The sequence below is a fragment of the Sediminicoccus rosea genome, assembly GCF_033547095.1.
GTDB lineage: Bacteria > Pseudomonadota > Alphaproteobacteria > Acetobacterales > Acetobacteraceae > Roseococcus > Roseococcus rosea.
On sequence record NZ_CP137852.1, the window covers coordinates 1,903,163 to 1,915,181 of the forward strand.

The 12,019-nt window shown below is 69.9% G+C and carries 12 protein-coding genes; 4 read left to right on the plus strand and 8 right to left on the minus strand.

Annotation, left to right across the window (positions count from 1 at the left end):
* The first annotated feature begins 7 nt into the window (after nucleotides 1-7).
* Nucleotides 8-2,344, plus strand: a complete 2,337-nt coding sequence (locus tag R9Z33_RS09145) for a xanthine dehydrogenase family protein molybdopterin-binding subunit (RefSeq protein WP_318650982.1) — start codon at nucleotides 8-10, stop codon at nucleotides 2,342-2,344.
* 72 nt (nucleotides 2,345-2,416) lie between these two features.
* Here R9Z33_RS09145 and R9Z33_RS09150 read toward each other — a convergent pair whose 3' ends face one another.
* From R9Z33_RS09150 to R9Z33_RS09185, 8 genes are all read right to left on the minus strand, one after another.
* Nucleotides 2,417-3,583: a Bcr/CflA family multidrug efflux MFS transporter gene (locus R9Z33_RS09150; protein WP_318650983.1), complete on the minus strand. Its 1,167-nt coding sequence runs from the start codon at nucleotides 3,581-3,583 to the stop codon at nucleotides 2,417-2,419.
* A gap of 9 nt (nucleotides 3,584-3,592) precedes the next feature.
* Nucleotides 3,593-4,033 carry a cupin domain-containing protein gene (locus R9Z33_RS09155; protein ID WP_318650984.1) on the minus strand — a complete coding sequence of 147 codons (441 nt, stop codon included), beginning with the start codon at nucleotides 4,031-4,033 and terminating at the stop codon, nucleotides 3,593-3,595.
* A gap of 248 nt (nucleotides 4,034-4,281) precedes the next feature.
* Nucleotides 4,282-4,983 carry an ABC transporter ATP-binding protein gene (locus tag R9Z33_RS09160; protein ID WP_318650985.1) on the minus strand — a complete coding sequence of 234 codons (702 nt, stop codon included), beginning with the start codon at nucleotides 4,981-4,983 and terminating at the stop codon, nucleotides 4,282-4,284.
* Nucleotides 4,983-5,735 (minus strand): ABC transporter ATP-binding protein, encoded by a 753-nt coding sequence (locus tag R9Z33_RS09165; RefSeq protein ID WP_318650986.1) that lies wholly within the window; start codon nucleotides 5,733-5,735, stop codon nucleotides 4,983-4,985. The genes R9Z33_RS09160 and R9Z33_RS09165 overlap by 1 nt, the downstream gene beginning before the upstream one ends.
* 16 nt (nucleotides 5,736-5,751) lie before the next feature.
* Complete coding sequence (locus R9Z33_RS09170) at nucleotides 5,752-6,675, minus strand: branched-chain amino acid ABC transporter permease (protein WP_318650987.1); 924 nt, start codon at nucleotides 6,673-6,675, stop codon at nucleotides 5,752-5,754.
* Between the two features lie 10 nt (nucleotides 6,676-6,685).
* Nucleotides 6,686-7,606 (minus strand): branched-chain amino acid ABC transporter permease, encoded by a 921-nt coding sequence (locus R9Z33_RS09175; protein WP_318650988.1) that lies wholly within the window; start codon nucleotides 7,604-7,606, stop codon nucleotides 6,686-6,688.
* A gap of 117 nt (nucleotides 7,607-7,723) precedes the next feature.
* Nucleotides 7,724-8,923 (minus strand): ABC transporter substrate-binding protein, encoded by a 1,200-nt coding sequence (locus tag R9Z33_RS09180; RefSeq protein WP_318650989.1) that lies wholly within the window; start codon nucleotides 8,921-8,923, stop codon nucleotides 7,724-7,726.
* Nucleotides 8,924-8,958: 35 nt separating this feature from the next.
* Entirely contained in the window at nucleotides 8,959-9,741 is a 783-nt protein-coding gene (locus tag R9Z33_RS09185) for an alpha/beta hydrolase (RefSeq protein WP_318650990.1), read from the minus strand.
* A 45-nt stretch (nucleotides 9,742-9,786) separates the two neighbouring features.
* On the opposite strand from R9Z33_RS09185, the gene R9Z33_RS09190 reads away from it, so the two are divergent.
* The 3 genes from R9Z33_RS09190 to opgC all read left to right on the plus strand — a co-directional run bounded on the left by R9Z33_RS09190 (nucleotide 9,787) and on the right by opgC (nucleotide 11,982).
* The gene (locus tag R9Z33_RS09190) at nucleotides 9,787-10,332 is read left to right on the plus strand and encodes a nucleoside 2-deoxyribosyltransferase (protein ID WP_318650991.1); all 546 of its coding nucleotides are present in this window, start codon (nucleotides 9,787-9,789) and stop codon (nucleotides 10,330-10,332) included.
* A gap of 105 nt (nucleotides 10,333-10,437) precedes the next feature.
* The gene (locus R9Z33_RS09195) at nucleotides 10,438-10,866 is read left to right on the plus strand and encodes a DoxX family protein (protein WP_318650992.1); all 429 of its coding nucleotides are present in this window, start codon (nucleotides 10,438-10,440) and stop codon (nucleotides 10,864-10,866) included.
* Nucleotides 10,867-10,872: 6 nt separating this feature from the next.
* On the plus strand, nucleotides 10,873-11,982 hold the full coding sequence (gene opgC, locus R9Z33_RS09200) for an OpgC domain-containing protein (protein WP_318650993.1): 1,110 nt from the start codon (nucleotides 10,873-10,875) through the stop codon (nucleotides 11,980-11,982).
* Nucleotides 11,983-12,019: the final 37 nt, after the last annotated feature.

The following is a 12,019-nucleotide window of genomic DNA, read 5'->3' on the forward strand; positions in this document are numbered from 1 at the left end:
GCCCCGCATGCCCGATACGAACCTGCCCTTCGACCCCACGCGCCTGAAATTCGGCGTGGGCCAGCCGGTCCCCCGCCAGGAGGACCCCAAGCTGCTGCAAGGGCAGGGGCGCTACACCGATGACCTGGCGCTGCCCGGCCAGCTCTACGCCCATGTCGTCCGCAGCCCCTATGCCCATGCCGTGCTCAACGCCGTGGATGTCGCCGCCGCCCGCGCCGCCCCCGGCGTGCATGCCGTGATCACGGCGGCCGATCTCGCGGAATATGGCGACATGACCTGCGCCATGCCGCTGAAGAACGCCGATGGCAGCCCGCTGCGCACCACTCGCCGCCCGGCGCTGGCCGGCGACAAGCTGCGCTTCGTGGGCGACCCGGTCGCCGTCGTCGTCGCCGAGACCAAGGCCCAGGCGAAGGACGCGGCCGAGCTGGTGGAGCTCGACGTGGAGATCCTGGACGCCGTGACCGAGGCCTCCGCCGCCGCCGCCGCGCCGCTGCTCTATGACGACATCGCCGAGAACTGCGTGCTGGACTTCGCCTTCGGCGACAGTGCCAAGGTTTCCGACGCCTTCGCTTCCGCCGCGCATGTGCAGAAGCTCTCCATCCGCAACAGCCGCATCGTGGTGGCGGCGATGGAGCCGCGCAGCGCGATCGGCGAGTATGCCGATGGCCGCTACATCCTGCATGTCGGCTGCCAGGGCGTCTTCGGCCTCCGCAACCAGCTGGCGGATGACGTGCTGAAGGTGCCGAAGGACCAGGTGCGCGTGCGCACCGGCAATGTGGGCGGCAGCTTCGGCATGAAGGCCAATGCCTATCCCGAATACCTGCCCCTGCTGCATGCGGCGAAGACGCTCGGCCGCCCGGTGAAATGGACCGATGAGCGCAGCGGCTCCTTCATGTCCGACCAGCATGGCCGCGACCATGAGGTGGAGGCCGAGCTGGCGCTGGACACGGAGGGCCGCTTCCTCGCCGTGCGCCTCACCAGCTTCGCGAATATGGGCGCCTATCTCTCGACCGTGGCGCCGCTCATGGGCACGGGCAATTTCGTGAAGAACGTGCAGTCCAACTACACGCTGCCGCTGATCGAGGTCCGCACCCGCTGCATGCTGACCAACACCACCCCCGTCTCGGCCTATCGCGGCGCCGGGCGGCCGGAGGGCAACTACTTCATGGAACGGCTGATCGAGGAAGCCGCCCAGGCCATGGGCAAATCCTCCATCGCCATCCGCAAGCTCAACCACATCAAGCCGGATCAGTTCCCCTACGCCGCCCCCTCGGGCAGTGTCTATGACGGCGGCGACTTCTCCGCGATCCTGGACGAGGCGCTGAAGGCCTCCGACTACGCCGGCTTCGAGGCGCGCCGCGCCGAGGCCAAGGCCCGCGGCAAGCTGCGCGGGATCGGCATCGGCAACTTCCTCGAATGCACCGCGCCGCCCGCCAAGGAGCAGGGCGGCATCCGCTTCGAGAAGGACGGCACCGTCACCATCATCACCGGAACGCTCGACTATGGGCAGGGCCATTGGTCCGCCTTCGCCCAGGTGCTGCACCAGTATCTCGGCGTGCCCTTCGAGAGCGTGCGCCTGCTGCAGGGCGATTCCGACGAGCTGGTGGCCGGCGGCGGCACGGGCGGCTCGAAGTCGCTCATGGCCTCCGGTGCGGCGATCATCGAGGCCTCGGCGCTGGTCGTGGAGAAGGGCAAGCTCGCCGCCTCCTATGTGCTGGAAAGCTCGGTGGCGGACATCGAGTTCGACGCCGGCCGCTTCACCATCGCCGGCACCGACCGCGGCATCGGCATCATGGAGCTCGCCGCGAAGCTGCGCGAAAGCCACTCGCTGCCGAGCGAAGTCCCCACCTCGCTCGATGTGCAGCATGTGTTTGACCAGGCCCCCATGGCCTATCCGAACGGCTGCCACGTCTGCGAGCTCGAGATCGAGCCGGACACCGGCCATGTGAAGATCGTGAACTACACCTCGGTCAACGATTTCGGCGTGGTCGTGAACCCGCTGCTGGTCGCCGGCCAGGCGCATGGTGGCATCGTCCAGGGGATCGGCCAGATCCTGCACGAGCAGGTGGCCTATTCCGAGGAAGGGCAGCTCCTCTCCGGCAGCTTCATGGATTACGGCCTGCCCCGCGCCGATGACCTGCCGAGCTTCTCCCTCGTCAGCCACCCGGTGCCCTGCACCACCAACCCGCTCGGCGCCAAGGGCTGCGGCGAAGCGGGCTGCGCCGGCAGCCTGCCCGCCGTGATGAACGCCCTGGTGGACGCACTGCGGCCGCTCGGCGTGAACCACCTCGACATGCCGGTGACGCCCGAGAAGCTCTGGCGCGCGATCCACGCGGCGGGGTAGGGCGCGACTGTCCTCGGGAGAGCGCTGCTCTCCCCGGACTCTTCTCGCGAAGGTCCGGAAGGGGCCGCGCCCCTATCCGCGCAGCAGGGCCCGCGCGGCCAGCGCTGCGCTGCCGGCCAGTGCGATGGTCGTCGCCATGGGCATGGCGGTGCCGTTGTGCAGGGCGGAGAGGACGGCGCCGGCCAGCGCCCCCATGCCGAATTGCAGTGTGCCGACGAGGGCGGAGGCGGTGCCGGCCATGTGGGGGAAGGGCGTGATGGTGATGATGGTGCCGAGCGGGAGAGCGATGCCGAGCAGCGAGACATAGAGAAACACCGCGGCGTATTGCGTGGCGAAGGGCGCGCCGAGGGCGGTCAACGCCAGCAGGGCGAGGCCGGTGGCCGCGATGGCGGCGATGGTCGCGTTGAACAGGCGTTCGCGGCCCAGGCGGGCGGCCAGTTTCGCGGAGAATTGCGAGAGCAGGATGAAGCCCGCCGCGGCGCCGCCGAAAAGCCAACCGTAATGCGCGGGGGCGATGCCGTTCAGCGTGATGAACACGAAGGGCGAGCCCGCGATATAGGCGAACATGCCCGCGATGGCGAAGCCCGAGGCCAGGGCCGCGCCCATGAAGCGCCGGTCCTTCAGCAGCCCGCCATAGCTCCGCAACACGGCGAGGAGGGAGACGCGGCGCCGGCGCTCCTCCGGCAGGGTTTCGTGCAGCATGAGGGCGCAGAGGATCAGCGCCGCGAGGCCGATCGCCGCCAGCAGCCAGAAGATGGCGCGCCAGCCGAACCAGGCGGCGACATAGCCGCCGATGAGCGGCGCGAGGATGGGCGCCACGCCCATCACGAGCATGAGGCGCCCCATGAGGCGCACCGGATCGAGCCGGTCCGACACGTCGCGCACCACGGCGCGGGAGATGACCATGCCCGCGCAGCCGGCCAGCGCCTGCAGCAGGCGGAGAGCGATCAGCGCCTCCATGCTGGTGGCCAGCGCGCACAGGATGGAGGCGGCCACATAGATGGCGAGGCCGGCGAAGAGCGGACGCCGGCGCCCGAGGCGGTCGGAGAGGGGGCCGTGCAGGAGCTGCCCCGCCGCCATGCCGATGAAATAGGCGGCGAGCGTGAGCTGCACGCCTTCCACGCCCCCGCCAAGGCTCGCCCCGATCTCGGGGAAGGCCGGCAGGTACATGTCGATGGAGAGCGGGCCGAAGGCGGCGAGCAGACCGAGGAGTGCCGCCAGCCGGCCCGGGGATGTCATGCCCGGGAATTAGCCCGGCGGCGGCAGGAAATCCACCTCGTGCAGCGCGGAAAGGCGGACGACCTCGGCCGGGTCGGGCACGTTGTGGATGGCCTTGAACAGGTCATGCAGGCGGCGGGCGGGCGTCACCCAGAAGAAGGCGCGGGCGGGCGCGCCGCTCTCGTTGAAGTAGCCATGCATGATGCCGCGCGGCATGCGCACCAGGTCGCCCGGCTTCGCGAAATGGGTCTGCCCGTCGAGGATGAGCTTCCACTCGCCTTCCAGCATCAGGATGTACTCGTCCTGCGTGGGGTGGATGTGCGGCGGCACGAAGGTGCCGGGCGGCGAATTGGCGACGAAGGAGAAGCAATCCTCGGTGGACTGCTTGGGGTGATAGACCTGCCCCAGGATGTTCCAGGTGACGTCCTCCAGGCCGGTTCCGGCGCGGGTGATGCCTGCGGATTCGGTCATGCTGCCTTGCTCCCTCGGTTGTGGCGGCGGCTCGTCCGCGCCGGATATTGCGGGGACAGTCTGCACCAACGGAGTCCCCGCGCAAGGCGGTCCTGCCTGCCAACGGGCGCCGCCCTGCCAAGACTAAGTCCACGCTGGTAGAATCCGCGCGCAACGCGCGCGGCGCGCCCAGACCGCCCTACGGGCTCGCGCTCCCGCGGCGGCGCGAAGCCAAGCCGCCGGAGGCGGCGCCCGGCGTCTGAGGGCATCTACACATGCAGATACTGCTCGCGCAGATGCGGGGCGGCGGCCAGCGCCGCGCTGTCGCCGGTCCAGACGGTGCGGCCGCGCTCGATGATGACGTGGCGGTCGGCCAGGCGCATCACGGCGCCGAGGTTCTTGTCGATCAGCAGGATCGCCTGGCCCTCGCCCTTCAGACGTTCCAGCACGGCCCAGATCTCGGCGCGGATGAGGGGGGCCAGGCCCTCGGTCGCCTCGTCCAGGATGAGAAGGCGCGGGTTGGTCATCAGCGCGCGGCCGATGGCCAGCATCTGCTGCTCGCCGCCCGAGAGGTTGCGGCCCGCATTGGCGCGGCGTTCGCGCAGCCGGGGGAAGAGGGCGTAGATGGCGTCGAGGTCCCAGCGGCCGGGCCGCGCGGTGGCGATCAGGTTCTCCTCGACGCTGAGGGTGGGGAAGACCTGCCGCCCCTCCGGCACCAGGCCGATGCCGCGCCGCGCGATGACGTGGGAAGCGAGGCCCACGAGTTCCGCCTGGTCGAAGGCGATCCGCCCGCCGGTGACGCGCCCGCCCACCGGGCCCAGCATCCCCATGATCGCGCGCACGGTCGTGGTCTTGCCCATGCCGTTGCGGCCGAGCAGCGTCACGACCTCGCCCGTCTCGATGGCCAGCGAGACATCCTGCAGCGCCTGGCTCTGGCCATAGGCGGCGGCGAGGCTTTCGATCCAGAGCATCAGGCCTCCTCGTCGCCGAGATAGGCGTCGCGCACCGCGGGGTCGGCGCGGATCACCTCGGGCGTGCCGGCCGCGATGACGCGGCCCTGGGCGAGGACCGAGATGCGATCGGCCAGGGCGAAGACGGCGGGCATGTCATGCTCGATCAGCAGGATCGCGTAGCGCGCGCGCAAGCCGCCCAGGATGCGCATCAGGCGCTCCGCTTCCTCGGCGCCGGTGCCCGCCAGCGGCTCGTCCAGCAGCAGGACGCGCGGCTGCATGGCCAGCGCGATGGCGAGTTCGAGCTGGCGCTTCTCGCCATGGCTGAGGGCGGCGGCGGGGGTCGCGGCCCGGCGCTCCAGGCCCACCTCGGTGAGGGCCGCCATCGCCTCGTCGTTCAGCGCGGCCTCGGCGCCCGCGGCGCGGAAGAAGCGGAAGGAGGAGCCATGCCGCGCCTGCACGGCGAGCGCCGCGTTCTCGAGCGTGGTGAAGGAGGGGATGATGCTGGTGATCTGGAAGCTGCGGGCGAGGCCCATGCGCGCGCGGCGGGCCATGGGCAGGCGCGTCACATCCGTGCCGGCGAAGAGGATCTGCCCGGAATCGGGCGCGAGCGTGCCGCTGATCTGATGGATGAGCGTCGTCTTGCCCGCGCCATTGGGGCCGATCAGCGCATGGATCTCCCCCCGCTTCAGGTCGAGCGAGACGTCATCCGTGACGGTGAGGCCACCGAAGCGCTTCTGCAGGTGGCGAAGCTCGAGGAGCGTCTCGGCCACGCCATCTTCCGCGCGGCTACCCACGACGCAGCAACCCCGCGATGCCGCCGCGCATGAAGAAGACGCAGAAGATGAGCAGCGGCCCGAAGATCAGCCGCCAATGCTCGGTGAGCTTGGCGAGCCATTCCTCGATCAGCACGAAGGCCAGCGCCCCCATCAGCGCGCCATGCGGCCCGGCCAGCCCGCCCAGGATCACCATGAACAGCAGGTCCCCGCTGCGCTGCCAGGCGAGATAGGCGGGCGCCACGAACTCGGCCGCATTGGCCAGCAGCACGCCCGAGAGCCCGCCGATGGCACCCGCGATGACATAGGCCGCGAGGCGATAGGGATAGGGCTCGAACCCCACCGCGCGGGCGCGGGTTTCGTTGTCGCGCGCGGCCTGGAGCACACGCCCGAAGCGGCTGTGCAAAAGCGCGCGCACCAGCGCCCAGACGCCGATGAGCAGGCCGAGGCAGGTGAAGTGGAAGACGAGGCCGCCCTCCAGCGCGCGGGAGCCGAAGACCTCCAGCCGGTTGTAGAGGGTGTAGCCGTCATCCCCGCCATAGAGCGCGAAGGAGGAGGTGGTGAAGAAGGCCATCTGCCCGAAGGCCAGCGTGATCATGATGAAATGCACGCCCGAGGTGCGGATCGCGATCGCACCCGTCAGCAGCGCGAAGAGCGCGGCCGCGCCGATGCCCACCGGCACCACCATCCAGGCCTCGGTGATGCGGGCATGGTCCAGCACCACCACGGCATAGGCGCCCACGCCCAGCATGGCGGCATGGCCCAGGCTGACCAGCCCGCCGCCGCCGACCAGCAGCGAGAGCGAGATGGCAGCCATGCCGAAGATCATCGCGCGAGCCAGCAGCGTCAGCGAATAGCCCTGGCCGAAGCCGATGAAGGGGGCGATGGCGAGCGCCGCGAAGATGGCGAGCGCGATGGCGATGTCCTGGTGCCTCACCGGCGTCCCCTCATCGCCGCACCGGGAAGAGGCCGGCCGGGCGGAAGGCGAGGATCGCGGCCATCACGACGTAGATCAGCATGGAGGCCATGGCCGCCCCCGCCTGCCGCGCGGCGGAGGGGTCGAGGAAGAGGCGCATCAGGTCGGGCATCATGCTGCGGCCGATGGTCTCGACCAGGCCCACCAACAGGGCCGCGATGAAGGCGCCGCGGACCGAGCCGATGCCGCCGATCACGATCACCACGAAGGCGAGGATGAGCAGGTTGTCGCCCATCCCGGGTTCGACCGAGAGGATGGGCGCCGCCATGGCGCCGGCGAAGCCCGCCAGCATGGCGCCGAAGCCGAAGACCAGCATGAAGAGGCGCCGGATATCCACACCGAGCGCCGAGACCATCGGCGCATTGGTGGCGCCGGCCCGCACCAGCATGCCCACCCGCGTGCGCTCGACGAGGAACCAGAGCAGCCCCGCGGTGGCGAGGCCGGCGACCAGGATGGCGATGCGATAGGTGGGGTAGAGCAGCCCATCCATCACGCGCACGCCGCCACTCAACAGCTCCGGCACCGGCATCTGCATGGGCGCCGTGCCGAACACCGCCTTCACGCCCTGGTTCAGGAAGAGGATGACGCCGAAGGTGGCCAGCACCTGGCTGAGATGGTCGCGCTCATAGAGATGTCGGAAGACCAGGAATTCCAGCAGCAGGCCGAAGGCGAGCGTCGCCGGCAAAGTCAGCAGCAGCCCCCACCAGAAGCTGCCGGTCAGCGCCGCGAGCGTCGCGCCCAGATAGGCGCCCAGCATGTACTGGACGCCGTGCGCGAGGTTGATGAAGTCCATCACGCCAAAGACGAGTGTGAGGCCGGCGGCCACGAGAAAGAGCAGGATGCCGAACTGCAACCCGTTCAGCCCCTGCACCAGAAGCAGCGTCGTGTTCACAGCCAGACCCCCGCGGGGCCCTCCTGTGGCTTAGCCACAGGAGGATGAGCCGAGCTTCCAAAAAAAAGCGCCAATCCGGGGCCCTCGCGAAATTGCGAAGCGATTTCGTGGGGAATGTCAGATGCGCGCCGGCATGCGGCACTCGGCCGCCCAGGGGTCCACATTGGCCTCCAGCACGCGGCGCACCGTCTCGGTCTGGAACTTGCCGTCCGGGCGGCGGGCCACCCGCAGCAGCCAGAAATCCTGCACCGGATACTGGTTCGTGCCGAAGCGGAAGGGCCCGCGCACGCTCTGGAAATCGGCCGCCGCGATGGCGGCGCGCAGCGCGTTCTTGTCGGTGAGGTTGCCGCCGACGCGCCGCACCGCCGCGTTCAGCATGTTCGCCGCGTCGTAGCTCTGCGCCGCATAGGTGGCGGGGACGTAGTTGAAGGCGGCCTCGAATTCCGAGACGAAGCGGCGGTTCACCGGGTTGTCCATGTTGGGTGCCCAGCTCGCCGCGCTGAAGAAGCCGAGAGCGGCCTCGCCCTGTGCCGGCAGCGTCGCCTCATCCACGGTGAAGGTCGAGAGGAAGGGGATGTTGGCGAGGCCCGCCTGACGATACTGGCGAACGAGGTTCACGCCCAGGCCACCCGGCATGAAGGTGAAGATCGCATCCGGCCGGAGCGAGGCGATGCGCGCGAGTTCGGCCGAGAAGTCGAGCTGCGTGAGCGGCACATAGACCTCGTCCACCACGGTGCCCTGGAAGCGGGACTTGAAGCCCGCCATGGCATCGCGCCCGGCCTGGTAGTTCGGCGTCATCAGGAAGACGCGGCGGTAGCCGGCATCCTGCGCCGCCTGGCCCATCACCGAATGGACCTGGTCGTTGTTGTAGGAGGTGGTGAAGAAATACGGGTTGCAGCCACGGCCGGCATAGGTGGAGGGGCCGGCATTGGTGGAGATCAGGAAGGTGCCCGCCTCCGTCACCGGCCGCATGATGGCGGCGAGGATGTTGGAGAAGACCACGCCCACGATGAAGTCCACGCGGTCCCGCTCCAGCGCCGCGCGCACCTTGGTGACGGCGACATCGGGGCGCAGCTCGTCATCGATGACGATCGTCTCGACCGGGCGGCCGCCGAGCTGGTTGTTGAGCTGCCGCATGCCGAGCATCCAGCCGTCGCGCAGCTGGGTGCCCAGCGCCGCCTGCGGTCCGGTCTGCACGGCCACCAGGCCGACCTTGATGGGCGCGCCCTGGGCCTGGAGCACGGCGGGGGCGGCCAGCAGCCCGGTGCTGGTGGCGAGAAGGGTGCGGCGGCGGAACGCCGGGATCTGGAACGCCATCAGCTGCTCTCCCAATGTTTTAAGCTTCAATGATCTCATAGGTGACCGCAGACCTGCCATGCAAGCCTCGCGATTCTCATCGTCAGCGGATGACGGGCCTGCGGCAAGGGGCTGAGGACGGTGAAATGGTCCAGCCCTGGCAGCGCCTCGCTCGTGCCGCCCCAGAGTGGCGCGAACTGGGCGCTCTGCCGCAGGAATTCCGGGCTTTCGGCGCCGCCCACCACGGCATGGAGCGGCCGGCCGGGGGAGGGGAGAAGGGCCGGTGAAAGCGCGCGCGCCGTCGCCGCGTCAAGGCCGAGCGCCGTGTTGATGCTGGTGGGGATCAGCGGCTCCAGCCAGAAAAGGCCCGAGATCGGCACCGCGGCGGCGACCATCTCGGCGGGCAGCCGCGCCAGCAGATGCGCGGCCAGGTGCCCGCCCGCCGAATGGCCCGAGACCAGCATGGGCCGTCCCAGCCGCGCATGCAGCGCGCGCGCCGCCGCCTCGGCCTGTGCCGCGATGGTGGCGAGCGGCACGCTGGGGCAGAGGTCATAGGAGGGGCAGGCCACCGCCACGCCCTGGGCGAACAGCCCCGCCGCGCAATGGCTGACGGACGAGCGGTCCAGCGCCTGCCAGTAGCCGCCGTGGAAGAACATCGCGACGCCGCGAATCTCGGGCGGGAGGAAGAGGTCCATCACCTCGCGCGGCCCGGGCCCATAGGCCAGCGTCTCGGGCGGGTGCGCTTCGCGGAAGGCGGCGGAATCGCGTACCCAGCCCGCGATGATGGCGGGGTGGCCGGGCACGCGGGCGCGGTTGTTGTATTCGGCTTCCAGATCCATCGGATGATCATAGGCCGGAAACCGCTTTCCTGGCAGAATGACCGGATGCGTATCTATCTCGCCGGTCCTGAGGTCTTCCTGCCCGACCCCCTCGCGGCGGGGGCGGCGAAGAAGGCGATCTGCGCGAAGCACGGCATGGTCGGCGTCTTCCCTCTCGACGCGCCGGCGCCCATGCCCTCCGGCCCGCCCGACTGGCGGCGCATCCATGCGGCGAACGAGGCGCATATCCAGGGCTGCGACGTGCTGGTGGCGAACCTCACGCCCTTCCGCGGCCTCGCCGCCGATCCGGGCACGGTGTTCGAACTGGGCTACATGCGCGGCCTGGGCCGGCCCGTCTTCGGCTACACGCATGTGCCGCACGACTACCGCACCCGCGTGGGCGAGGCCCGGCATGACGGCGCGGCCTGGCGCGATGCCGAAGGGCTGGAGGTCGAGGATTTCGGCCTCGCCGAGAACCTGATGCTGGAGGGCGCCATCGCCGCCTCGGGCGGCGTGCTGCTCCGCGCGGAGGATGGGCTCGGCTGGCAGGACCTGACGCTGTTCGAGGCGTGTGTGATGGCGGTGCGCCGGAAGCTTGTGGGTGAATTGTAATCCCTCGCCTGGGTAACCCGCCGCATCCCGGCGGCGAACCCGGACCAGGCGCGCCTTTCGATCCATCGGGGATCCTGTGGGGGCGCCCGCTCGAAGAGGGTTCCCATGCCGCACCGCACCCCCCTCCTGGTCCATCTGCTCGCCTGGGCCGCCGCCATCTGGATCGCCTATGAGCTGCTCTACTACGAGCAGTTCAAGCTGACCGGGCCGACGTTGATCTTCGACCGCCTCTCCGACTGGTCAGGCATCCCCGAGAAGCCCTTCCGCCTCTTTGTCGCGGGCATGGAGATCGTCGCCGCCATCCTCGTGCTGATCCCGCGCACGCAGGGTTTCGGCGGGCTCTTCGCGGCCGGCATCATGGGCGGCGCGATCTTCTTCCACCTCTTCACGCCGCTCGGCGTGGACCCCTATGAGGATGGCGGCAAGCTCTTCCAGGAGGCGTGCTTCACCTTCGCCATGGGCCTGCTGTTGGCCTGGCTGCGGCGTGAGCAGCTGCTCGCGCTGCTGCCGCGCCGCGCGCCGCTCGCGGCCTGAGCCATGATGAGCGCCATCCCCGCGCGCCCGCCGCGCGACCTGCGCCTCGACGTGCTGCGCGGCTGGATGCAGGTCTCGATCTTCGTCTCCCATGTGGTGGGCACCTGGCTTGCCTGGGGAATCCACGCGGCCTGGGGCCTGTCGGATTCCTCGGAGATGTTCATCCTGCTCTCGGGCATGACGCTGGGCTCGGTCTTCTCGCTGAAGGCGGCCAAGGCGGGGGCGGGCGTTGCGCAGCGGGACCTGCTGGGCCGCGCGCTGCGCCTCTACCGGACGCATCTGCTCGTCTTCTTCATCTTCGCCGCCATGGTGCTGCTGGCGGAGATGCTGTTCCAGGTGCCCGGTGCCGTCGCGCGCTTCGGCTGGCAGCATCTGGTGGAGCACCCGTTTCAGGCGGTGGCGCTCGCCTTCACCGGGCTGTTCCAGCCCGACTTCATGGGCACGCTGCCGGTCTTCGTCCTGGGCATGCTGCTGCTCGGCCCCTTCCTCATGCTGGTGCCGCGCTTCGGCGCCTGGGCCCTGCTGCCGAGCCTGCTGCTCTATGCCGCCGTCAACCTCGGCTGGATCGCGACGCCGGGCCTGGGCGGGACGCTGATCGCCTTCGATCCGCTGGCCTGGCAGTTCCTCTACCTGCTGGGCGGCTTTCTGGGTTGGCGGGCGCTGCATGGCATGACGCTGCCGCGCTCCTCCATGGTCACGCTGCTGGCGGCGCTGGTGGTGGTGCTGGGCTTCGGCGTGCGCCTCGTCCAGCACGGCTTCGTCGAGGGGGCGGACTGGATTCCGGGCCTCTTCGAGCACAAGGACGTGCTGGCGCCCCCGCGCCTCCTGCATGCTCTGGCGCTGGCCTGGCTGGTCGCCATGCTGGTGCCGCGCCGGGCGGACTGGATGGAGGGGCTCGCGGGCCGCGCGCTCGCCACCATCGGGCGGAATTCGCTGCGGGTCTTCTGCACCGGCCTGTTCCTCGCCTGGATCATCTCCCGCGCGATGGAGGCGGTGCCGGAGCGGGCGCAGCTGGTGGGCTTGCTGCTGATCTTGCCCAGCATCGCCGCGCTCTGGACGGTGGCGCTGTTCTCCGAGCGGGCGCGGGGGGCCGCGGTGGCGACGGGGCGAGCCTGAGACAGGGCTTGCGCTTCCGCGCGCGCATTACGACGAT